18 protein-coding genes are annotated in these 22761 nt (G+C 70.7%); 13 read left to right on the top strand and 5 right to left on the bottom strand.

Annotated features, from left to right (window positions below; translation table 11 throughout):
- Positions 1 to 25: 25 nt before the first annotated feature.
- From ABZT93_RS11200 to ABZT93_RS11225, 6 genes are all read left to right on the top strand, one after another.
- Complete coding sequence (locus ABZT93_RS11200) at positions 26 to 1384, top strand: cytochrome P450 (protein ID WP_356102112.1); 1359 nt, start codon at positions 26 to 28, stop codon at positions 1382 to 1384.
- A gap of 211 nt (positions 1385 to 1595) precedes the next feature.
- Entirely contained in the window at positions 1596 to 2507 is a 912-nt protein-coding gene (locus tag ABZT93_RS11205) for a phosphotransferase (protein WP_356102115.1), read from the top strand.
- Between the two features lie 55 nt (positions 2508 to 2562).
- Entirely contained in the window at positions 2563 to 2991 is a 429-nt protein-coding gene (locus ABZT93_RS11210; protein ID WP_356102118.1) for an OsmC family protein, read from the top strand.
- Between the two features lie 20 nt (positions 2992 to 3011).
- The gene (locus tag ABZT93_RS11215; protein ID WP_356102121.1) at positions 3012 to 3968 is read left to right on the top strand and encodes a helix-turn-helix domain-containing protein; all 957 of its coding nucleotides are present in this window, start codon (positions 3012 to 3014) and stop codon (positions 3966 to 3968) included.
- Positions 3969 to 4091: 123 nt separating this feature from the next.
- Positions 4092 to 5090 (top strand): type I glyceraldehyde-3-phosphate dehydrogenase, encoded by a 999-nt coding sequence (gene gap, locus ABZT93_RS11220; protein ID WP_356102124.1) that lies wholly within the window; start codon positions 4092 to 4094, stop codon positions 5088 to 5090.
- A gap of 108 nt (positions 5091 to 5198) precedes the next feature.
- Positions 5199 to 5891, top strand: coding sequence for a haloacid dehalogenase type II (locus ABZT93_RS11225; RefSeq protein WP_356102127.1), 693 nt, complete (start codon positions 5199 to 5201; stop codon positions 5889 to 5891).
- Positions 5892 to 5911: 20 nt separating this feature from the next.
- Here ABZT93_RS11225 and ABZT93_RS11230 read toward each other — a convergent pair whose 3' ends face one another.
- Positions 5912 to 7099, bottom strand: coding sequence for an acyl-CoA dehydrogenase family protein (locus ABZT93_RS11230; RefSeq protein ID WP_356102129.1), 1188 nt, complete (start codon positions 7097 to 7099; stop codon positions 5912 to 5914).
- A gap of 293 nt (positions 7100 to 7392) precedes the next feature.
- Here ABZT93_RS11230 and ABZT93_RS11235 point away from each other — a divergent pair, with 293 nt between their 5' ends.
- The 4 genes from ABZT93_RS11235 to ABZT93_RS11250 all read left to right on the top strand — a co-directional run bounded on the left by ABZT93_RS11235 (position 7393) and on the right by ABZT93_RS11250 (position 14005).
- On the top strand, positions 7393 to 9702 hold the full coding sequence (locus ABZT93_RS11235; protein ID WP_356102132.1) for a Tat pathway signal sequence domain protein: 2310 nt from the start codon (positions 7393 to 7395) through the stop codon (positions 9700 to 9702).
- Between the two features lie 39 nt (positions 9703 to 9741).
- Positions 9742 to 11640 (top strand): glycoside hydrolase family 97 catalytic domain-containing protein, encoded by a 1899-nt coding sequence (locus ABZT93_RS11240; protein ID WP_356102135.1) that lies wholly within the window; start codon positions 9742 to 9744, stop codon positions 11638 to 11640.
- Between the two features lie 106 nt (positions 11641 to 11746).
- Positions 11747 to 13000 (top strand): 4-hydroxybenzoate 3-monooxygenase, encoded by a 1254-nt coding sequence (locus tag ABZT93_RS11245; RefSeq protein ID WP_356102137.1) that lies wholly within the window; start codon positions 11747 to 11749, stop codon positions 12998 to 13000.
- A gap of 54 nt (positions 13001 to 13054) precedes the next feature.
- Complete coding sequence (locus ABZT93_RS11250; RefSeq protein WP_356102140.1) at positions 13055 to 14005, top strand: expansin EXLX1 family cellulose-binding protein; 951 nt, start codon at positions 13055 to 13057, stop codon at positions 14003 to 14005.
- A gap of 247 nt (positions 14006 to 14252) precedes the next feature.
- Here ABZT93_RS11250 and ABZT93_RS11255 read toward each other — a convergent pair whose 3' ends face one another.
- Positions 14253 to 16052 carry a serine/threonine-protein kinase gene (locus tag ABZT93_RS11255; RefSeq protein ID WP_356102143.1) on the bottom strand — a complete coding sequence of 600 codons (1800 nt, stop codon included), beginning with the start codon at positions 16050 to 16052 and terminating at the stop codon, positions 14253 to 14255.
- A 237-nt stretch (positions 16053 to 16289) separates the two neighbouring features.
- Here ABZT93_RS11255 and ABZT93_RS11260 point away from each other — a divergent pair, with 237 nt between their 5' ends.
- Both ABZT93_RS11260 and ABZT93_RS11265 read left to right on the top strand, forming a co-directional pair.
- Positions 16290 to 17300: a zinc-binding dehydrogenase gene (locus tag ABZT93_RS11260; RefSeq protein WP_356102145.1), complete on the top strand. Its 1011-nt coding sequence runs from the start codon at positions 16290 to 16292 to the stop codon at positions 17298 to 17300.
- Positions 17301 to 17786: 486 nt separating this feature from the next.
- Positions 17787 to 18488 (top strand): GAF and ANTAR domain-containing protein, encoded by a 702-nt coding sequence (locus ABZT93_RS11265; RefSeq protein ID WP_356102239.1) that lies wholly within the window; start codon positions 17787 to 17789, stop codon positions 18486 to 18488.
- Positions 18489 to 18516: 28 nt separating this feature from the next.
- On the opposite strand, the gene ABZT93_RS11270 is transcribed toward ABZT93_RS11265, so the two are convergent.
- Together ABZT93_RS11270 and ABZT93_RS11275 are read right to left on the bottom strand one after the other, a co-directional pair.
- A complete protein-coding gene (locus ABZT93_RS11270) occupies positions 18517 to 19287 on the bottom strand; it encodes a methyltransferase domain-containing protein (protein WP_356102148.1) in 771 nt (256 codons plus the stop codon).
- A gap of 151 nt (positions 19288 to 19438) precedes the next feature.
- A complete protein-coding gene (locus tag ABZT93_RS11275) occupies positions 19439 to 20293 on the bottom strand; it encodes an alpha/beta fold hydrolase (protein WP_356102151.1) in 855 nt (284 codons plus the stop codon).
- A gap of 95 nt (positions 20294 to 20388) precedes the next feature.
- Here ABZT93_RS11275 and ABZT93_RS11280 point away from each other — a divergent pair, with 95 nt between their 5' ends.
- On the top strand, positions 20389 to 21294 hold the full coding sequence (locus tag ABZT93_RS11280) for a LysR family transcriptional regulator (RefSeq protein WP_356102154.1): 906 nt from the start codon (positions 20389 to 20391) through the stop codon (positions 21292 to 21294).
- A gap of 30 nt (positions 21295 to 21324) precedes the next feature.
- On the opposite strand, the gene ABZT93_RS11285 is transcribed toward ABZT93_RS11280, so the two are convergent.
- Positions 21325 to 22722 carry an erythromycin esterase family protein gene (locus tag ABZT93_RS11285; RefSeq protein WP_356102157.1) on the bottom strand — a complete coding sequence of 466 codons (1398 nt, stop codon included), beginning with the start codon at positions 22720 to 22722 and terminating at the stop codon, positions 21325 to 21327.
- Positions 22723 to 22761 lie beyond the last annotated feature (39 nt).

Below are 22761 nucleotides of genomic sequence, written 5' to 3' on the forward strand. Positions count from 1 at the left end.
GTCCGGGCCACCAAAGGACACAGACATGGACGTTCACGACACGGCCGCCACCGGTGCGGCCAGATGCCCCATGTACGACGGCTCCTTCGCGGCCGACCCGCAGAAGGTCTACGAATACCTCCGCGCGCACGGCCCCGCAGGCCCGGTCGAACTGGCCCCCGGGGTCGACGCCACCCTGGTCGTGGGTCACGAGACGGCCCTGCGCGTGCTCCAGAACCCGAACCTCTTCGCGCGCGACGGCCGCCGCTGGACCGCCCTCAACGACGGCCGGGTCCCCCTCGACAGCCCCGTCCTGCCGATGATGGCCTACCGGCCCAACTGCCTGTTCACCGACGGCGCCCAGCACCTCAGGCTGCGCAAGGCGGTCACCGAGAGCCTCGACCGCCTCAACGTCACCCGCATCCGCCGTGACGTCGAGCCGATCGCCGCCTACCTCATCGACCAGTTCAGCGAGCGGGGCCGCGCGGACCTGATCAACGACTACGCCAAGCTGCTGCCGCTGCTGATGATCAACAAGCTCTTCGGCTGTCCCGCCGCCATCGGCGACCGGGTCACCAGCGCGATGGCGGACATGTTCGACGGCAAGGACGCGCTGAAGGCGAGCGACGAACTCACCGCCTGCTTCATGGAGCTGGTCTCTCTCAAGCGCCGCGAACCCGGTGACGACATCACCTCCTGGCTGGTCCAGCACCCCGCCGGTCTCAGCGACGAGGAGCTCAAGGACCAGCTGGTGATGCTGATCGGCGCCGGCGTGGAGCCCGAGCGCAACCTCATCGCCAACTCCCTGCTCCTGCTCCTGGACCGGGACGGCGGGGACGGGCCGAGCATGCAGATCGAGGACGCCCTCGACCACGTCCTGCTCAACAACCCGCCCATCGCCAACTACGCGACGCACTTCCCGCTCCAGGACGTCGACCTCGGCGGAGTGGTGGTTCAGGCGAACTCCCCCCTGGTCATCAGCTTCGCCGGAGCCAACAGCGACCCCGCGCTCGCCTCGTCGGGCCAGGCCCACAGCCGCGGCGCCCATCTGGCCTGGGGCGCGGGCCCGCACGCCTGCCCGGCCAAGAGCCCGGCCCAGGTCATCGCGGTCACCGCCATCGAGCTGATCCTCAACGCGCTGCCCGACCTGGTCCTGAGCGTCCCGGCCCAGGAACTGCAGTGGCGTCCCGGCCCGTTCCACCGTGCCCTGGCCACCCTCCCCGTCCAGTTCAGCCCCACCCCGGCCACCCGGATGGCCTCGGCGTACGGCGTGCCCACCGCGCCCCGCCCGACCGTCGTCCAGCAGCCCCAGCAGGCGGCGCGCGTCCCCGCCCCCACCCCGGCAGCGCAGAGGCCGGCCAAGAAGGGCTTCTGGAGCAGCTTCCTCGAGATCTTCCGTGTGTGACGGCTTAGCGCCGCCGGGCCGGTGCCGGAGAGAGGACTGACGGCTCCACAAGTCCCCTCTCCGGCACCGGTGTTCGTTCCGGGAAGATTCGCCTGGTGTGGACGGGCGCTGTGCAGGCTTCGTCAACTGGGCGTACAGAAAGGGAAGTTGCGTGGGAAATCCGGGTCAATTCATCGCGGACGCCTATGGGCTCGGCGCAGGAGACTGGACGATGACGCCCGTCACCCGCGGCGCCCTGGGACAGATCTGGAAGCTGTCCGGGAACGGCACGCCGTGGGCGGTGAAGGAACTGCTCTTCGAGCAGGAGGAGCCGGACGTCGGCGTCGAGTACGCGCTGCTCGACGCGGCTAGGACGCTGGGCATCCGCGCGCCCCGTCTCATGCCCGACCGCACCGGCGCCCATGTCGTACGGCTCCCCGAAGGGTCCTGGGTGAAGCTGTACGACTGGGTCGACGGTACCGCGGCCGATCCGTCGGACCCGGAGATCCAGAGCTGGTGCGGCCGTACGCTCGCCCTCCTGCACAAGGCGGGGGAGGGCGCGAGCGGGACACCGAACGGCTGGTACGAACGCTGCAACCCGGCCTCCGACTGGGCCGAACTGCTCGGAAAGGTGGAGCGGGCCGGCCTGCCCTGGGCGGGGGAGCTGGGCCGGTTCGTCGCCACGACGGCCGTCGACCTGGCCCGGCATGTCTCGCCGTCGGCTCCCGATGACGTGGTGACCTCCCATCTCGACATGCGGCCCCAGAACGTCCTGGTCGACCCGGAAGGACCGGTCCTGCTCGACTGGGACAACGCCGGGCCGGTCTCGGCGGAGCGTGAACTGGCCCGTGCTGTCTACGTGTGGTCGGGTGGCAACGACTTCGACCCCGATGCGGCACGGCGCGTGGTACGTGCCTACCGGGACGCCGGCGGCCGCGCGGTGGTCAAGGGTTTGGACCCCTTCTCGATGCTCTTCGCGACGGACCTCAACTACGTGTACGTGCAGGCCGGTTGCGCGGTCGATCCGACGGTGACCGCCGAGCAGCGCGCGTTCGGCAGTCGTGAGGCCGTGGCCAAGCTGCGCGGCCTGCCCGAGCTCGCCGCCGTCTCGCGGCTGACGGAGGCGCTGGAGGGCGAGTGGTGACTCGAGGGCTTCGGTGGAACTGTCCGGGGCCCCACCTGGCACTAGTCTCCTCGGCATGAGCGAAAACTCCGCGCGGTCCGTCACCGTCGAGCGCACCAGCACCGGCCACTTCGTCGCCACCAACACCCGGGGCGGCACGATCAGCTTCGGCACCGGCTCCGACAGCGACTTCACCCCGGTCGAACTGCTCCTCGCCGCGCTCGGCGGCTGCACGGCGGTGGACGTCGACCTCGCCACCACCCGCCACGCCGAGCCCGACTCCTTCTCGGTCGAGGTGAGCGGCAACAAGATCAACGACGAACTCGGCAACCGGCTGACCGACCTCGCCGTGACCTTCACCGTCACCTTCCCGGACGGCGAGGGCGCGGACCGGGCCCGCACCATCCTGCCCCGCGCGGTGAAGACCTCCCACGACCGCCTGTGCACGGTCAGCCGTACGGTCGAGATCGGCACGCCCGTCGCCGCGACCGTCGAGGACGCCTGACCTCTGCGTAGCCTGTCCCCGTGTCAGCCTCCCGCCTTCGCCGTGTCGCCGTTCTCGTCCTCGAAGGCGCGAAACCCCTGGACGTCGGCATCCCCGCACAGGTGTTCACCACGCGCGCGAGCATGCCGTACGAGGTGCGGCTGTGCGGCGGGGCACCCGGGCTCGTGAGCGGTGGGGACGGGCTGTCGTACCACGTCGCCCATGGTCTGGAGGCGCTGGCGTGGGCGGATCTCGTCTTCATCCCGGGCTACCGGTTCCCGGACCGTGAGGATCCACCGCCGGCCGTCGTCGAGGCGCTGGTCGCCGCCCACGGCAGGGGCGCGCGGCTGGCCGCCATCTCGACGGGCGCCTTCGCGCTGGCCGCGACCGGTCTGCTCGACGGCCGGCGCGCCACGACCCACTGGCACTACACGAGGGCGCTCGCGGCGAAGCACCCTCTCGTCCGCGTCGACGAGAACGTGCTGTTCGTCGACGAGGGCAGCGTGCTGACCTCGGCCGGCGCCGCCTCCGGCATCGACCTGTGCCTGCACGTCCTGCGCGGCGACCTCGGCGTGGCCGCCTCCAACCATGCGGCCCGGCGCCTGGTCGCGGCCCCCTACCGCAGCGGCGGTCAGGCACAGTACGTGCCGCGCAGCGTGCCCGAGCCGCTCGGCGAGCGCTTCGCCGCCACCCGGGAATGGGCCCTGCGCCGACTCGGTGAACCCCTCACCCTCGACCTCCTCGCGCGGCAGGCCGCGGTCTCGCCGCGCACGTTCTCACGCCGCTTCGTCGAGGAGACCGGCTACACGCCGATGCAGTGGGTCATGCGCGCCCGTATCGACATGGCACGCGAGCTGCTGGAGCGTTCCGAGCGGAGCGTCGAGCAGATCGCCGCCGACGTCGGACTCGGGACGGGCGCGAATCTGCGGACGCACTTCCAGCGGATCCTCGGGACGACGCCGAGCGAGTACCGGCGCACGTTCACCCGGGGCGAGTAGTCCCTCCCCTCGGGCAGGTGCCTTCCGGGCTTGGCGCGATCCTTTTGAACCGTGGCGATCGCGCCACTGTCAGCGGGGGAGACCGCGCGCGAGCCTGGTGGGCATAGGGAAGGGACACCATTCATGACTCGCATCGCCATCAACGGATTCGGCCGTATCGGACGCAATGTGCTGCGCGCGCTCCTCGAACGCGACAGCGCCCTGGAGGTCGTCGCCGTCAATGACCTCACCGAACCCGCCACTCTCGCCAGGCTGCTCGCCTACGACAGCACGGCCGGCCGCCTCGGCCGCCCGGTGAGCGTCGACGGGAACACCCTGGTCGTCGACGGCCGTCGCATCACCGTGCTCGCCGAGCGCGAACCGGCCCAGCTCCCCTGGGCCGAACTCGGCGTCGACATCGTGCTGGAGGCCACCGGGCGGTTCACCTCCGCCAAGGCCGCCCGCGCCCACCTCGACGCGGGCGCGAAGAAGGTCCTCGTCAGCGCGCCCTCGGACGGCGCCGACGTCACGCTCGCGTACGGGGTCAACACCGACGCCTACGACCCGGACCTGCACACGATCGTCTCCAACGCCTCCTGCACGACCAACGCGCTCGCGCCCCTCGCCTCGGTGCTCGACGAGCTCGCCGGGATCGAGCACGGCTTCATGACGACCGTGCACGCCTACACGCAGGAGCAGAACCTCCAGGACGGTCCGCACCGCGACGCCCGCCGCGCCCGCGCCGCCGGCGTCAACATCGTGCCCACCACGACCGGCGCCGCCAAGGCGATCGGCCTCGTGCTGCCCAACCTGGACGGCAAGCTGTCCGGCGACTCGATCCGTGTCCCGGTTCCGGTCGGCTCCATCGTCGAGCTGAACACGACCGTCTCCCGTGAGGTGACCCGCGAGGACGTGCTGGCGGCGTATCGCACCGCGGCCGAAGGGCACCTGGCAGGTGTCCTGGAGTACTCGGAGGACCCGCTGGTCTCCTCGGACATCACGGGCAACCCCGCCTCGTCGATCTTCGACTCGGCGCTCACCCGCGTGGAGGGCCGCCATGTGAAGGTCGTCGCCTGGTACGACAACGAGTGGGGCTTCTCGAACCGCGTGATCGACACGCTGGAGCTCCTGGCCAACGGCTGACCGCTCTCCGCCCCGTACGGGCATGCGTGACCCTCTTGACCGGTGATGAGCCTGCCTGGCAGGATCATCACCGGTCAAGCTGGTGATACCGCTGGGACGGAGGCCCGTATGGCCGTGATCCGCGACATCGAGGTCGTCGTCTTCGACGTCCTCGGCACCCTCGTCGACGAACCGGGCGGGCTGCGAGCCGGGATCCGTGAAGTGGCACCCGCGTCCAACGAGGAGCGCGTCGACGCACTGCTCGCTCTGTGGCAGGGGTACGGCGAGCGGGAGCGGCAACGCATCGGCCAAGGCACGCGCGCGTACGCCAACACCTCGGTCATCGACCGAGAAGCCGCTCAACTGGTCGCCGAACGCGCCGGGTTGACGGATCCGTCGGCCCTGGCACGGCTGGCCACGGCGGGGCAGCGCCTACCTCCCTGGGACGATTCCCTCGCCGGCCTTGACCGGCTGTCCCGGCACTTCCCCGTGCTCGGGCTCTCCAACGCCGCGCACACCGCGCTGCTGCGGCTCAACGCCCATGCCGGACTCCGCTGGCACCAGGCCCTGTCGGCGGAGGCCGTCCGCGCCTACAAGCCGGCGCCGGAGGTCTACCGACTCGCCCTGGACACCGCCGGATGCGCGCCGGACCGCGTCCTCATGGTGGCCGCTCATGCCTGGGACCTGCGCGGAGCACGGGCGACAGGCATGCGGACCGCCTACGTCCACCGGCCCGTCGGGGACCCGCCGACGGACCGCGACGACTTCGACGGCCACTTCGACGGCATGGATCAACTGGTCACCGCGCTGACGGGCGGTTGAGCGCTCACCGCACCGAGGCCTCAGAGGAACGGTGTGCCGGCGTCCAGCCCGGACAACACCCTGCCGTAGAGCTCCAGATTGGCGGCGGGGTTGACGAAGGAGTGCAGATTCAGGGCGTTCAGGTCCCGCACCGCACGCTGGACCGGCACCTCCAGGTGCAGCGAGGACGCGCCGGACGCGGAGCCGATCAGGTCCACGGCCTCCTTGCACAGCCGCGCCACATAACCGCTCTGGGCGCGGATCCGGGCGCGTTCCTCCGGCGTGTAGGAATTGCCGTCGGTGACCCGGGCGTCGATCAGTGAGACGTAGTCGGCGGTGAGCAGTTCGGCGCAGGAGATCTTCATCGCGGCCTCGGCGAACTGCAGGTGCGTCACCGGGGCTTCGTGCTGATGCTCGTAGAACGTGTAGGTGACACCCCGCTGATGGATGCGTTCGCCGAACTCGGCCAGCGCGGCCCTGGCCGGACCGAGGGCGCCGGCCGCCGTCCAGACGCAGAACAGCAGGAGGACGGGCATGCCGTAGAAGGGGTCGGCGCTGTTGAGTCGCGACGGGAACGAGCCGCCCAGCAACGGTCCCAGCGGCAGGACGCGATGGGCCGGAACATGGACGTCACGGGCCACGACGCTGTTGCTGCCGCTCCCGGCCAGACCGGACACGTGCCAGTCGTCCAGCACATCGAGGTCGGTCATCGGAACGGCCGTCCACAGCACATCCGGTGGGCGGCCGTCCCCGGAGTCCGCCAGCACGGTCAGCAGGTGCCAGTCGGAGTCCTGGCAGCCGGTGGCGAACGGAGAGGTGCCGTCGACCACGTAACCCCCGTCCACCGGACGGGCCTTCGCCTTCGGGACGAGGGTGCCGCTGACCCGTACGTCGGGGTCGGCGAAGATCTCGTCCTGGGCCTCGTCCGGGAAGAGCGCCGCGATGAACGCGCACCCGGCCTGGATCAGCGTCGTGAACCCCGTCGACCCGCACGCGGCGGAGACCTCGCTCAGCACGTCTACCTGCGTGCGCGCCGAGGACTGGTAACCGCCGTACCGGTGGGGGATGTTCATGCGATGGACCCCGGCGTCCGTGAGGGCGGCGACGACCTCGCCGGTCACCCGGCGTTCCTGTTCCGTGCGCAGCGCGTGCGAACGGACGAGAGGCTGAAGTTTCCGTACGCGTTCGACGAGTTCGGCGTCCGAGTTCGGTGCGGATGAACCAGCCAAGACAAGACCTCCGAGGCCGATGCGCGGGAGAAGCCCTCACCGTGACGCCGAACCCGGTGGGTGTCAACGCCCCCTTCAGGCCGTCCGGTTGATCCGGACCGGCTCCCGATATACATCGGAGGAGTCGCGAAGGCTGGTCTGGGCCTGCTGACGTGCGGATCTAAGTCTGCGACCCCGTGAGTGGCGGGGCACGTGTGTAAATCAAGGAGTGTTGAGGTTATTGACAGGTACACGAGCCCCTCTTAGGTTCCCGATACACCCGATGTATCAAGGACCCGCACTGGAGGACGACGATGACCTCACAGCCGGAGAGACACCCGCAGCCGCCCCGCAGAGCCGTACTGGGCACCGCGCTGGGCGGAGCCGCGGCGGTCGCGTTACCCGGTACTGCCCACGCCGAAGCACCGATGTCTTCGCAGGAGAGCACCGGACGCCCCTGGAAGCTTCGCGACACCATGACCACCGACAGCTCCTGGGCCACGTTCCTGCGCGCGCAGGACCTGCTGTGGACCAGGCTGCCGACCCTCTGGTACGAGGGCCCGTTCCTCGGTGACGGTCAGCTCGGCAGCATGATCTACCAGGAGCCCGGCGCCAACCAGATCCGCTTCACCGTCCAGCACGGCCGAGTCCAGGACCACCGCCCCGAGTTCGGCAGCGGCTGGGGCACCTGCCGCCTCCCCGTCGGCCACCTCACCCTCGAACCGGCCGGCACCATCACCGCCGTCGACTGGCGGCTGAGCCTGTGGAACGCCGAACTCACCGGCACGGTCACCACCACGGCCGGCACCCTCACCCTCGCCGCCCTCATCCATGACGAGGTCCTCGCCGTCCGCGTCACAGCCGACGGCGGCGAACGGGCCGGCTGGACCTTCCACCCCGAGGAGGCCATCAGCCCCCGCAAGATCAGCGAGGCCCCGCCCTCCGGCTACACCGCCAACCCGCCCTGGACCACCCGCACCACCTCCGACGGCACCGACCAGGTCCTCCAGCCCCTCACCGGCGGCGGCCAGACCGCCACGGCCCACCGGCGCACCGGGCACGACCTGCTCCTCAGCGTCGGCCACAGCCACCCCTCCGACACCGCCGCGGAGGCCGACTCGTTGCGCAACCTCCGCCGCGCGAAGTCGTACAGCGCACTCAGGCAAAAGCACACGCGCTGGTGGCACGAGTTCTACCGCAAGAGCTTCGTGTCGTTCCCCGACCAGCGCCTGCAGAGCTTCCACTGGATCCAGCTCTACAAGGTCGCCTCCGCCAGCCGCTCCGGCGGTCCCGTCATGGCCACCTCGGGACCCTGGCTGGAGCCCACCCCCTGGCCCGCGGTCTGGTGGAACCTCAACGTCCAGCTGGAGTACTGGCTCATCCACGGCTTCAACCACCCGGAGCTCGACTCCCTGGCCACCACCCTGCGTCAGAACCAGGAACAGCTCATCGCCAACGTGCCGACCGCCTACCGTGCCGACAGTTCAGGCGTCGGCCGCAGCTCCGACATGTTCGCCAACCGCGGCGTCGGCCAACCCGGTACCGGCGCCGAGACCGGCGACCTCACCTGGGCGCTGCACAACGTGTGGCTGTCCTATCGGCACTCCATGGACAAGTCCCTGCTGCGCGACACGATCTACCCCGTCCTGCGCCGCGCCATCAACTACTACCTGCACTTCCTCACCCCGGGCAGCGACGGCAAGCTCCACCTGCCCAGCACCCTTTCGCCCGAATACCCCGTCGTGCCGCCGCAGGACACCAACTACGACCTGGCCCTGATCCGCTGGGGCTGCCAGACCCTCCTCCACTCCGCCGAACTCCTCGGTGTCGACGACGAGTTGAAGCCGCGCTGGCAGGAGGTGCTGGCCAAGCTCACGCCGTACCCGGTCGACGACAACGGCTTCATGATCGGCGCCGACACCCCCTACGCCCAGTCCCACCGCCACTACTCCCATCTGCTGATGGTCTACCCGCTCTACCTCGTCAACTGGGACCAGCCCGAGAACCGCGACCTCATCACCAGATCGGTCGTGCACTGGCACGCCCTCACCGGCGCCCATCGCGGCTACAGCTACACCGGTGCCGCCTCCATGTACGCCATGGCCGGCGACGGCGACACCGCTATCACCTACCTCCGCAAGTTCTTCGACCCCACCACCCGCTACCCCTGCCGTGCCAACACCCACTACACCGAGGCGGGCCCGGTCATCGAGACCCCGCTGTCCGCCTCGCAGTCCCTGCACGACATGTTCTGCCAGAGCTGGGGCGGGGTGGTCCGCGTCTTCCCGGCCGTCCCGACCGCCTGGGCGGACCTCACCCTGCACAACTTCCGTACCGAAGGTGCCTTCCTGGTCAGCGCAGTCCGCAAGGCGGGCACCACCCGCTTCATCAGGGTCAGGAGCCTGGCGGGCGAGCCACTCAAGCTCCGGCACGGCCTGACCGGACGCCTCACCGCGGTGCTGGACGACGGCACCCCCGCCCGCACCCACGACCTCGGCGGCGGCGTCCTCGCCATCGACCTGCCGCGCGACCGCGAGGTGCTCGTGCACACCGGCTCACGTCCCGACCTGAGCATCGCACCCGTCGCCGTCAGCGAGCCGGGCCCGGCGTGGGGACTGCCGTAGAGGCCAGTAGGGGTCACACAACTCGGAGGACCAGACCAGATGGCAGTTCCTATCAGAACCGCGGTCACCGCACTCTGCGCCTCGCTGGCGGCCGCACTCCTGACCACAGCACCCGCCCAAGCAGAACAACCCGACCGGCACGACCATGCCTGGTCCCTGTCGGGGGGAGCCCACGCACCGCACGCACAGGTCACCCTCGACGAGACCACGGGCACGCTGAGCCTCGCCGTGTCCCGTGAGGGCCGTACGGTCATCGAGCCGTCGCCCGTCGGCATTGTCACCGAACAGGCCGACCTGTCCAAGGACTTGCGCTTCCTGCACCGCAAGGACCGTACGGTGGCGGAGCGTTACCGCACCAAGTCCGGCAAACGAGTGGACCGCCGGGTCCGCATGAACGAGACCCGGCTGTCCTTCGCCACCGCCGCGGGCGTCCGACTCGACCTTGTCGTCCGCGCCTCCGCGGACGGTGTCGCCTACCGCTATGTCCTGCCCGCCGGAACCGGTGACGTCCTCGGTGAGACGTCCGCCTTCAACCTCCCGGCTGAAGCGAAGGCCTGGCTGGGCACCTACCGGGTGGACAACGAGGGCCAGTTCGCCCAGTACACGGCCGCGACCGCGCCCACGGCGGAGTACTCCGACCAGGCGCTGTTCTCGACCGACGGCGGCTACGCCCTGCTCGCCGAGTCCGACCTCACCGGCGCCTACTCCGGCGCCCGCCTCGCCCACACCCAGGGCACCGGCACCTACCGCATCAAACTCGCGGACGACCGGGTGAAGACCGACGGCCCCCTCGCCACCCCCTGGCGGGCCATGGTCACCGGCGATCTCGCCACCGTCACCCAATCCACGTTCACCGACGACCTCGCCCCTGCCTCCAAGGTCCGCGACACCTCCTGGGTGCGTCCCGGTACGGTCCTGTGGACATGGCTCGCGGGCGGCAGGGAGGCGGGCCAGAGCCTCGCCGCGCAGAAGGCCTACGTCGACTACGCGGCCCAACGCCACTGGCCCTACGAGGCAGTTGACGCCGGCTGGTACTACCGGCCCGGGGAGTGGGACGTCACCGACCCCGACTGGCAGACCGACAGCTGGATGCCGGAACTCGTCCGGTACGCCCGCGCCAAGGGCGTCGGCATCGTCGTCTGGATCCACCAGCGCGACCTCGACACCCCCGAGGAACGCGCCCAGTGGCTGCCGACCCTGGAGAAGTGGGGAGTGAAGGGCGTCAAGATCGACTTCATGAACTCCGAGGCGCAGCCCATGCTCCAGTGGTACGACACCATCCTCGCGGAGACGGCCGCCCACCACCTCATGGTCGACTTCCACGGTTCCACGATCCCCAAGGGCATCCAGCGCACCTGGCCGCAGGTCATGACCCTGGAGGGTGTCGCGGGAGAGGAGAAGCGGACCAACACCGCCGCCCACCTCACCACCCTGCCCTTCACCCGCAACGTCATCGGCTCCATGGACTTCACACCCGGCGCCTTGCAACGCGTGGGTTTGCGGCCCAACTCCGACGCGGCCGAGATCGGCCTCACCGTGGCCTACGAGTCGGGGCTGCAGATGTTCGCGGGCACCCCGGAGTCGTACGAGGCCCGCCCGCCCGCCCGGGCCTACTTCGACCAGCTCCCCGCGGCCTGGGACGACACCCGCCTCCTCGCCGGCGAACCCGGTCAGGAAGCCGTGCTGGCCCGCCGCAGCGGCGGACGCTGGTTCCTGGGCGGGGTCTACGCCGGTGCCGCCCGTACGGCCGAGGTACCGCTGACCCTCGGTCCGGGCCGGTGGCTGGTGGAGACGATCCGGGACGGGGCCGACGGTCTCGTCCAGGACCGCAGGGTGCTGCGGGGCGGCGACACGCTCACCGTCGACGTCGTGGCGAACGGCGGCTTCGCCGGGCTCGCCTGCCCCTGGCGGCCGGGCATCACCACCTGCTACCGCTGAGCGGGCCCTCGTGCCGGTGGCCGGATTCGATCCGCGAAGACGTTGCTGATCGAATCCGGCTCCGACGGCGCCAGGCCTGGTTAGGCTGGCTGCCGGAGGTGCCCAAGTGGCCGAAAAAGCAAACCAGTTGTCGGATTCTCCCGAATCCACGACCGTCGTGGTCATCGGCGCGGGCCCGGCCGGACTGACCGTCGCCACCCTGCTCCGGCACAGCGGCATCGACTGCGTCGTCCTGGAACGCCGCTCGCGCGACCACGTGGCGCAGCGCCAGCGGGCCGGCATCGTCGAGACGCGCGCGGTCCGCATGTTCGACTCCTGGGGGCTGTCGGACCGGGTCCTCGGCGGTGTCCCGTACGACGGCATCCTGGAGTTCCGGGTGGACGGCCACAGCCATCTGGTGTCCGACAGCGACGGCACCGAGGGGCCACCGGCCCGCCTGTGCCCCCAGCAGATCCTCGTGCAGAAGCTCACCGCGACGTTCCTGGAGGACGGCGGCGACCTGCGCTTCGAGGCCGCCGACGTCTCCCTGCACGACCTGACGGGCGAGCGCCCGACCGTCCGCTACCGCACCGCCGACGGCACCCACCGCGCGATCACCTGCGACTTCGTCGCCGGCTGCGACGGTGATCACGGCGTCAGCCGTACGGCCGTCCCGGACGGCGAGCTGACCGCGTACGCCTTCGACCACGGCATCGGCTGGCTCACCGTACTCGCCGACGCCCCGCCTCCGGCCCACCCCCTGCTGGCCGTCAGCAACCAGGGTTTCGCCGCACACTTCCCCCGCGGGCCGCACTCCAGCCGCTACTACCTCCAGTGCCCACCCGACGACGACCCCGGCGCCTGGCCCGAGGACCGCGTCTGGGACGCCCTGCGCACCAGGCTCGGCGACCCCTCCCTCGTCTCCGGCCCGATCACCGACCGCGAGATCTTCCGGCTCCGCAGCCTCGTCCACGAGCCGATGCACTACGGCCGCCTCTTCCTGGTCGGCGACGCGGCGCACATCGTGTCACCCATGGGCGGCAAGGGCATGAACCTCGCTCTCTACGACGCCGATGTCCTCGCCCGGGCCGTACGCGACTTCGTTCGAGGCGACGACACAGCCCTGCACACCTACTCGGCCCGGTGTCTGCGCCGTGTCTGGAACGACCAGGAGTTCTCCCACTGGCTCACCCGCACCCTGCACGACGCGGGCGACGCCGAACCCTTCCTGCGCAACCTGGCCCGCGCCCGCCTCGACCGCCTCTTCACCTCCCGGGCCGCCTCCGACGCCTTCGCGGAACTGATGACGGGCCTGGACCCCACAGGGGACGCGGTGGCCCGGAAAGTTCCCGGCAACCTTTTCGGCGCCGGCGGCGACTGACGGTTCGCAAGCGCCCTCCGCCGGAGGCTCGCACGGATCACCAAGGACGCACCAGTGGCATCTCGTTCGCATCGTTCCCCGTCGCCGGGCAGGGGGCGCACGGTTCTCGTCTCCGCGGCCGTCGTCGCCGCGGTCGCGCTCGTGGCAGCGCTGAGCCTCGCGTTCAGCCCCGACCGCGACACCGACGCCGCCCCGACTGCGGCCACCCCCGTCGCGGGAACCCATGGCACCCCCACCCCGACGACGGAGGAGTCGAAGCCCGCCACGGCGTCCCCTTCGGCGTCGGCCGGCACCAGCAGTCCGAGGGTCACCGCGAGCACCGCGTCACCCCGGCCGTCGAAGACAGCGGTCACGCAGCCGGCGCGGAAGGCGGCCGCCTCGGCGCCGCTGACCGGACGGATCAAGCCGGGCGTCTCCTACGACGGCGTGGCCACCTTCTACGACACCGGCGACGGCGACGGCGCCTGCCTGTACGGTCCCACCGACGACGTGATGACCGCCGCGATGAACCACGCCGACTACGAGACGTCCAGGGCGTGCGGGGCGTACATCCTCGTCCGCGCCGCGAGCGGCGCCTCCGTCACGGTCCGCATCACCAACGAGTGCCCCCTGCCCTGCGCACCCGGCCAACTCGACCTCAGCCCCCAGGCCTTCGCGAAACTCGCCGCGCCGGTGCAGGGCCGGATCCCGATCACCTGGAGCCTGCTGAGCCCCAGCACCTCGGACACGATCTCGATCCGGTACAAGACCGGGTCGAGCCGCTACTGGTGCGGCATCCAGGCGATCGGCCACCGCAACCCGCTGGCCCGGCTGGAAGTGGAAACCTCCGCCGGATGGCGCGAGTTGCCCCGCACCGACTACAACTACTTCCTCTCCGAGCAGGGCAGCGGGTGCGGTGGCGCGATCAGGATCACCGACATCTACGGAGAGCGCCTGGAGATCGACGGCATCGGCGTGCAGCCGGACGTCGTGCAGCCGACCCGGGTCCAGTTCGCCCGGCACTGACCGGTCCCTACTGACCGGTCCCTGCCGTTCGTGCCGCCCGTGGTGGATCCGGCTGCGGGTACGCGGTGTCGTGGCCAGGCAACGGATGTCACTGGCTGTCACAGCACGCCTGGGCCCGGTGACGGTCTGCTTGCCGACGGTTCCCGCGCCTATGGTGCCGCCGCTCTCGGAGGCAGCGCCCACGGTGCCCGCTTCGGCGCGGTGATCGACGAGTGAGCGCCGCGGGTCCGTCGCGGGCCCGGGGTGGTCACTCGGCGCTGCGCAGCGCGACCCAGGTGTCGTGCCCCACGACGCCGTCGGCGCTCAGACCCCGCTGGTTCTGGAAGGCCTGGACCGCGGTCTCGGTGCCGGACCCGAACTGACCGTCCACACCGGTGCTTCCCACGCTGTATCCGCGCTCCGTCAGCATGCACTGCACCTGCTGCACGCGTTTGCCGCTGTCGCCGAGGCGGGTGCGACCGTTGCCGGCGTAGTACGTGCACTCCGAGAGCCAGGGAGTCGTGCCGGAACCGGTGTCGGTTCCGGCGGACGGGCTGTCGGCCGACGGAGTGGCGGGCAGCGTGGTTGACGGTGCGTCACCGGGCGGCGAGGCGTGATCGTCCTGGTTGCCGGGGGAGCCCGAGGCATCGGGCTCCGCCGAGGTGGTCCCCGCCGTCGTGTCGGGGTTCTCCGCCATGGCGCCGTCGACGTCCGGGCGGCTGAGTCCGCCCTTGCTCGGGGACACCGGACCGTCGGAGACGTCATGGGGGGCGGTGCCGTGCGCCCTGGTGGCACCGGCTCTCGGAGAGGCGGTGGCGGGGGGATCCTGATGGGTGAGGAGCAACGCCACCGCGGCCACGACACAGATCGTGAAGCCCGCGACGGCGACCAGTAACGCCTTCCTCCGACTCCGGGAGGGGGCCCCTGACGGGCCCGGCGAGGGCCGGGACGGGATGCTCTCGCTCTTCACCGGCGGCTGCGCATCGGGAGGAGCGGACGGGGGAGCAGGAAGGGGAACGGGCAAGGGGGCCGGCTGATGCAGACGCGCGGACAGGGACGGCGGCAGGTCGCCCGGAGACCGCAGCCGGCTCATGTCCGCGACGGGCAGACGGTGCAGAGCCTCGTACGCCTGCTGCCGGGCGAGCACCTTGCCGCCCAGCGGCTCCGGCCAGGCGGAGACGACGGGGCGTACCCGGGCGGCGTCGATCAGCTCCTGTGGGGTGGGCCGCCGGGCGGGTTGCTTGTCCAGACAGGCGGTCAGCAGCGCACCGAGCTCCTCGTCCGCCGCCGCGATCTCGCCGACGATCTCGGGGTTGGGATCCTCGTACGCCACCCGGTGCATCACGTCGACACCGGTGCCGTCACCGAACGGCGCACGTCCCGTCGCGGCGTATACCAGCGTCCCGGCCAGCGAGAACACGTCCGACGCGGTGTCGGACCGGCCCTCTCGCAGATGTTCGGGCGACATGTAGGCCGGAGTCCCCACCCGGTTGCCCGTGCCGGTGATCGCACTCGCGTCAGCGGCCTTCGAAATACCGAAGTCGATCACATGCGCGCCGCGGACGGACAGCAGCACGTTGGACGGCTTCAGGTCCCGGTGCACGATCTCCTCGACGGCGAGGCCCGCGAGTGCCTGCCCCAGCTCCGCCACCAGCCGCCACACCGCGGCCGCCTCCAGGGCGCCGTACTCCTTCACGGCTTCCGCCAGGTCGAAGCCCGGGAGGTACTCCGTGGCCATCCACAGCAGCTCGTCCTCGAACCCCGTGCCGCACAGTCGCGGTGCGTGCGGTGTCCGAAGGCGGGCGTGCACGGACGCTTCGCGCTCGAAGCGGCGCCGGAACCTGGGATCCTCCGCGTACTCCGGCCTGATCACCTTCACCGCGACCAGCCCCGGACTGTCGTCCGCGGGACGCGCCAGATAGACCCGCCCCATGCCGCCACTGCCGAGCAGCGCCACCGGTGCGTAGGGGCCGACGCGCCTCGGGTCGCCGGCGCGCAGGGGTAAGGCACCGGTCTGCCGCAGGGCGGCAGCCGCGTCGTCCGCCGACGCCGGCCGCTGTACCGACAAAGAAAGCCCCCGAAGTCACGTTCGATGCACGCCTGTTCACCCTCAGTGGGAGACGAGAGTAACCCAGCTCGCGCATGTGTTCAGGGAATCGGTCACCTCCGTCACGTGAAGCCCCCCGGGGGTCGGCGGACATCGGGTGCCAGGAATAACCGACCATGCCGAGTCGGGAATGACCCGCGGCGGCCTCACGTTGTCCACCGCCGACCGACTCCTCCGCCCCGGGTAGAAAGCAGGCTCATGACGTCCTCGCCGAGCACGATGCGCGCCGTCCGGCTCTCCGCTCCCGGCCCCGTGGACAACCTGCGGCCGACCACGCTCCCGCTCCCGCCCGAGAGGGACGGCTGGGTGCGCATCCGCGTCGAGGCGTTCGGCCTCAACCGCTCGGAGCTGAAGCTCCGGCTCGGCCTGAGCACGGGCGTCACCTTTCCCCGGGTACCGGGCATCGAGGCCGCGGGCACCGTCGACGCGGCCCCGGCCGCCGGCGGGCTCGTTCCCGGGCAGAAGGTCGTCGCGATGATGGGGGACATGGGGCGCACCTACGACGGCGGCTACGCCGAGTACACCTCGGTACCGCTGTCCCAGGTCATCCCCGTCGAGACGGACCTGCCCTGGGAGGTGCTGGGCGCCCTGCCGGAGATGGTGCAGACCGCCTACGGCTCGCTCACCGTCGGCCTGGACCTGAAGCCCGGCCAGTCCGTCCTGATCCGCGGCGGCACCTCCTCGGTCGGCCTGGCAGCCGCCGCGCTGGCGACCTGGCGCGGCGCCACAGTGCTGTCCACCACCCGGCGGGCCGACCGCCTCGCCCTGCTGAGTGAGCACGGTGTCGACCACCCCCTGCTCGACACCGGCGAGATCGCGGCCGCCGTACGCGAGCTGTACCCGCACGGCGTCGACGCCGCCCTCGACCTCGTCGGCACGCCGACCCTGCCCGACACCCTGCGCGCGGTACGTGTACACGGCACGGCCTGCTTCGGCGGCAGCCTCTCCAACCAGTGGACGGTCCGGGACTTCTCCCCGAACGAGTACCTGCCGAGAGGCGTACGCCTCGCGGGCTACTTCGGTGACGCGGCCGACCTGCCCCGAGAGGCGTTCCAGGAAATCCTGGACGCGGTCGCCGCCGGCCGACTGGCCTTCCCGGTGGACCGCGTCTACGACGGTCTGGACCAGGTGCCGCAGGCCCACGACGACATGGAACACGACCGGGCCACGGGCAAGCTCGTCGTCCGCGTCCGGCACGGGAGCCGTTGAGACTTCGCAGGTTCGAGGAAAGGGTCCGGTCACGGGCGCGGAGCGGTCAAGGGTGCCGACTCTGCAGGCACTGGCTGCGCAGGAGTAGCACACGCAGACGTGGGGACTTGAAGGGCAGGCCGGGCGTCGGCGCACCCATGGGGGCCGCACCGGCCAGGCTTCTCCGGTTCAGCCAACGAGCCGGGGAGGCCGCGTTCAGGTGAGGCCGCCCAGGCCTCGTCGAGGTCGTGGCCGCCGCGGTGGAGAGCGAGCGCTCCGAGGTCGTCGTCCTGCGCACCACGACGCCCCGCCCTGCACGGACCTGTCGGCCGTACCGCGAACCCGACCTCGGCGCGGCGTCGGATGGACTGGTTGCCCGCGGAAGGGGCAGTAGGGCGCGAGTGGCAGTAGGCGCGAGTGGCGGACGTCGTGGTGAGGCGGTTCGGCGCGGCGGCGGTGAGCGGGTCGGCGGTAGGGTGGCCGCACCGGTGGAGGTGGGTGGTGGCGGTGGAGTGGCGGGAGTTCGCCGAGTCGATGGCCCAGCTCGCGCGGAAGTTGCTGGCGCAGGAGTCGATGCAGGGCACGCTGGACGAGATCGCGGCGTCGGCGGTGCAGCTCGTGGAGGGCTGCGACGCGGCCGGGATCCTGGCGGTCCGCAAGGGCCGGGCGGTCACCTTGTCCTCGTGCGGCGACCTGGTGGAAGAATCCGACCAACTGCAGGGTGAACTGGCCGAGGGCCCGTGCTTCGACCTCGCCGCCCGCGCGGACGGCGGGAACGGCGAGCGCGTGTTCCGGATTGCCGACATCACCGAGCCGCAGCCGGACTGGCCGCGGTTCGCCGTGGCGGCTCGCGACCTCGGTATCGGCAGCATGACCGGGGTGCTGCTCTACACCCACGACGCGGACTTCGGTGCGCTCAACCTGTACTCCCGCCGCCCCGGAGCCTTCGACAAGGACATCGAGACCGCCGGCTGGATGCTGGCCTCGCACGCCGCCGTCGCCCTGGCCGACGCCCGCACCATCGATCAGCTCGAGGACGCCATGAAGACCCGCCACGCCATCGGCGAGGCCATGGGCATCCTGATGGAACGGCACAAGCTGAGCGAGGACGACGCCTTCAGCGTGCTGCGCCGCATCTCGCAGCAGCACAACATCAAGCTGCGCGAGGTCGCCCAGCGGGTCCGCGTCGACCGCTCCGACAAGGCCTGACCGCCCTCAGAGGCACGGAGCACACCCGTCACCCCCGGCGCGCGACGACCAGCCACGCGCGGGAGTCGAACCACACACCCGCGCCGGTGTCGTGCGCGTCGAGAGCCACGCGCAACCGATCGAGCGCGCGCTCGGCGGATACGGCATCCAGATCGCCGATCCATTCCCTCGCCATGCGCAGCTGGAGCACGGCGGCAAGCGCGCGCTCGGCGTCCGGGCCGTAGCAGACGGGTTCGTGTACGTCGACGACGTCCACCGCGGTGAGGCCCGCACCGGTCAGGGCCTCGGTCACGACCTGCGGATCGGCCAGCGCGAAGGGATCTTCGCCGGCCGGGGCGGACGCCGAGGACGCGGGCCCGGGAGAGAGCGCCGCCCGGATCGCGGTGTGCCACTCCTGATGGTCGGCGGCCTGCCAGACCAGTTGCACGAAGCGCGCACCCGGACGCAGGGCGCGCCCGATGTTGGCGAACGCGGTGACCGGGTCGCCGAAGAACATCGTGCCGAACCGGCTGACGGCCAAGGTGAAGTACTCCGGCGGGAACGCATGGGACTGGGCGTCGCCCTGCACGAAATCGACGTTCCCGAGTCCTTCCGCCTCGGCCTGTAGGCGGGCCCGCGCCACCATCGGCTCCGAGAGGTCGATTCCGAGGGCGGTACCCGGCGACGCGGCTCGCGCCGCGTCCCTGGTGGTCCGGCCGGTGCCGCAGCCGATGTCGAGGACACGATCACCGGGCCGGAGGCCGAGCGCTTCCAGCAGTCGTTCGTGATGGCGAGCGAGCTCCGAGTCGTAGTCGAACATGCGGACCGCCTCCTCATGCCGCGGGGCCCTCGCGGAGTACGCCCGCACGGTGTCGAGCCGTACACCTGGTTCCAACTCTGGCAGCCACCACGTCGCCCCGGCTCGCGCACAGGGTCCTGGATCGACCTCGAGTGGCAGCCTTACGGCGACTTCACGAGCCGCCTCCTTCCGTGTGCCGCACCAGGGCCGGCACGAAGTCGTCCCACACCGGACGCGGCAGGTCGTGCCCGGCCCCCTTGAGGACCAGAAGCTCCGCACCCGGGACGGCGTCACGCAGCGCCTCGCCGTGCGGCAGCGGCAGCAGGGGGTCGTGATCGCCATGGACCACGAGCGTCGGCGCCATGATGTCACCGAAACCGCCGCTGGCCGGCCCGTCCGGCTCGATGGCGAAGTGGTTGACCAGAGTCGACGGGTAGCTCCTGGCGCGCGCCACATCGAGTTCGGCCAGCGCCCGGATCGCGGTCTCGTCGAAGTACGGCGAGCCACCGGCGTACGCCCTCGCGCCGTCGACCACGTACTCCACGACCGCGCCCGCGTCGGAGAAGTCCGGTTCGGTCGGCATGGACAGTTCGCTCGACGGTGGCGGCAGGGCGTCGGCACCGGTCGAGGTCGAGACGAACGTCAGCGACGCGACCCGGTCGGGATGGTCCACGCCGAGGATGAGACCGGCCCCGCCGAACATCGACTGACAGACCACATGGGCCGAGTCGATGCGCAGGGCGTCCTGGATGCCGAGGACGTCGAGGGCCAGATCGGTGAACGTATAGTCCGGCCGCCCCGGAGGACAGCAGGTCGACCGGCCGGTGTCCCGATGGTCGTAGCGGACCACGAACCGACCGTGGCCGGCGATCCGTGCGCACAGCTCGATGTCCCACCACAGCATGGAGGCGGCCGCCCCGGCGACCAGCACGATCGCAGGGTCCGCGCGGTCTCCGAAGGTCTCGGTGCACAGCTCGACGCCGTTGATTTCCAGGAGTTGCTCGCCGTGCGAGTGGTGTGCGGTCATGTCTGGAACGCTAGAGGCGTCCCACCATCGTGAAAAGCGATGATTTCCGATCGATTCGATCGCTCACGGCGATGTACCACCCTAGGCTGGAACGCGTGAGCAACATCGAGCTGCGCCACCTGGCGGCGATGGCCGCCATCGCCGAGGAGGGCACGTTCGGGCGGGCCGCCGCCCGGCTCGGGTACACCCAGTCGACGGTGAGCCAACAGATCGCCGCGTTGGAGAGGTCCGTCGGGGGGCCGGTCTTCGACCGGCCCGGCGGTCCCAAACCGGTACGGCTCACCCCGCTCGGCTCGGTGGTCCTGGACCACGGTCGCGCAGTGCTGGCGAAGGCGGAGGCGTTGGCCGACGCCGTGGACCGGTTCCGGGCGGGCGACGGCCGGATCGACATCGGCACGTTCCAGAGTGTGTCCAACGTGATCCTGCCGTCGCTCGTACGCCGACTGCGGGACGAGCACCCCGGTTGCGACATCAGGCTGTCCGAGGAGGAGCCGGAGCAGCCCCGGATCGGCGACCTCGACCTGCTGTTCTACGACGGCCGTGTCGACGGCGACGTCGAGCGCCGCAAGCTGCTGGACGATCCGTATCTGCTGGTGGCGGCCACCGGGACCTTCCCCGAGGGGCCGGTGTCGCCGGCGCGGCTCGACGGCGCCCCGATGGTGGCCTGGCCGCTGACCTGCGACCAGCCGTTGATGGAGCAGGCGGTCGCCCGGAGTGGTGCCCGTCCGCAGATCGTGTTCCGCACCGCGGTCAACGACACCCTGTTGTCGATGGTGCGTGCCGGCCTTGGATCGGCGCTGCTGCCGTGGCTCGCCGTCCGTGGCGCCGACGTCGCCTCCGACGACAGGCTCCGCGTCCACGCGCTACGGCCCTCCCTGCCGTCCAGGGAGATCTACCTGCACTGGCAGGCCGGACGCATCCACTCACCACTCGCCGCCCGTGCCGTCGAGATCGCTGTCGAGGTCGCGGCCGGACTCGCACCGCCGTCAACCACCTCGTGACGCTTGCCGGTTGCCCAGGCCATCGGGAGATCACGGGGTGCCGAGATACGTGGTCGCCTCGATGTCGTGCAGGTGGATGAGGATGTCGTGGGCCTGGCCGAGGGCGGTCGTGTACCTGATGGGGTCGGGCCATCCGGCGCCGATGTTCCAGGTGACGCGCTCCTTGCCCAGCCAGGCACGCGCGGGTTCGGGGGCCGTGCGCAGGTCGAGGAAGTAGTCGTCCTGGCGGGTCCTGTCCAGGGTGTCCTCGTTGGAGCCCGGCTCGGCCGCCCCGACCTGGTAGGTGCGCATCACGTGGTCATCGGTGCCGAACGCCTTGAAGGCGCCCCGGTAGAAACTGAAGCCGATGCTGACGTAGGCCTTGCCCAACGCGTCGCGCAGGAAGGCACCTTGGGTCTTGGGATAGCGTGCGTCGAACGAGTCGTAGGACACGTGGGTGTTGTGGGCCGACAGCAGGATCCGGTCGCCGGTGTGCCTGTGCCACCAGGCCACGTTCTCGGCCATGACCTGGTCGCGGAGTCTCATCATCTCCGCCACCTGTCCCTCGTCGTCGAAGTCGAAGGCCATGCCCCTGGCCATCTGATGGATGGCCCTGGCGTGCTGCACCATCCACAGGTGCTCCTGTCGGCCGGCACTCCCGGCAGGGCGGTGTTGCCGCAGAAGCTCGTACACCTTCCCGGTCCGCTCCGCCCGCTCCTGGCGCTCGGCGAGCGGCAGCCTGAAGTACTCCTCGCCGTAGGTGCCGGCGTCGGTGGCCGGTGCCAGGCCGCGGTACAGCTCGGTGACGCGTTCCAGCAACCGCGGGTACCGGCGCGACACATAGTCGGTCACTCGCCGGTACAGCTCCGGTCCCGCGTAGCCCATGTCGTCGCCCATGAACTGCACCGGGTCGTCCGGATGGCGAAGGTTGTAGCCGCGCATCCACGTGATGAGATCGAGGTAGTCCTGGTTGTTCCAGATCCGGTACGAACCCTGGAACTCCTCACGCGCGATGTCCTCGAGGTCGCCCTTCCCGTCCAGTGCGTACTCGTTGAGCCGCACCCCGCTGCTCCAGGGAAGCTCCAGGGAAAAGGACCGGAAGCCCTTTTTCTCGACCAGATAGCGCAGGAAGCGGTGCTTCATGCGGAAGAAGTCCCGCGAACCGTGGGTGGCCTCACCCAACCCCACCACCTCGGCGCCCCCGACCATACGGCCCAGCGCCTCCAGGTCCCGCAGACTGCCCTCGGGGTCAGTGCTCTTCAGCGTGTGGGCGCGGCGCTCGATGGCGGCGACCACCCGCTCCGTGTGCTGCGCGGAGGCCGGTTCCGTCGCCACCGGGACCGAGGCGGGCGACCCCGGTCCTGTGTCGCCGATGGCCGGAGTGGCGACCGCCACCGCGCCGAGGGAGAGGAGGACCGAGGAGATGACTACTGCCTTGTGTCGCTTCATGGTTGTAGATTTCCGTGCGCCCGGGGTCCGTCACCAACC

Origin of the sequence: Streptomyces sp. NPDC005303 (genome assembly GCF_040607335.1) — a bacterium.
Lineage (GTDB): Bacteria > Actinomycetota > Actinomycetes > Streptomycetales > Streptomycetaceae > Streptomyces.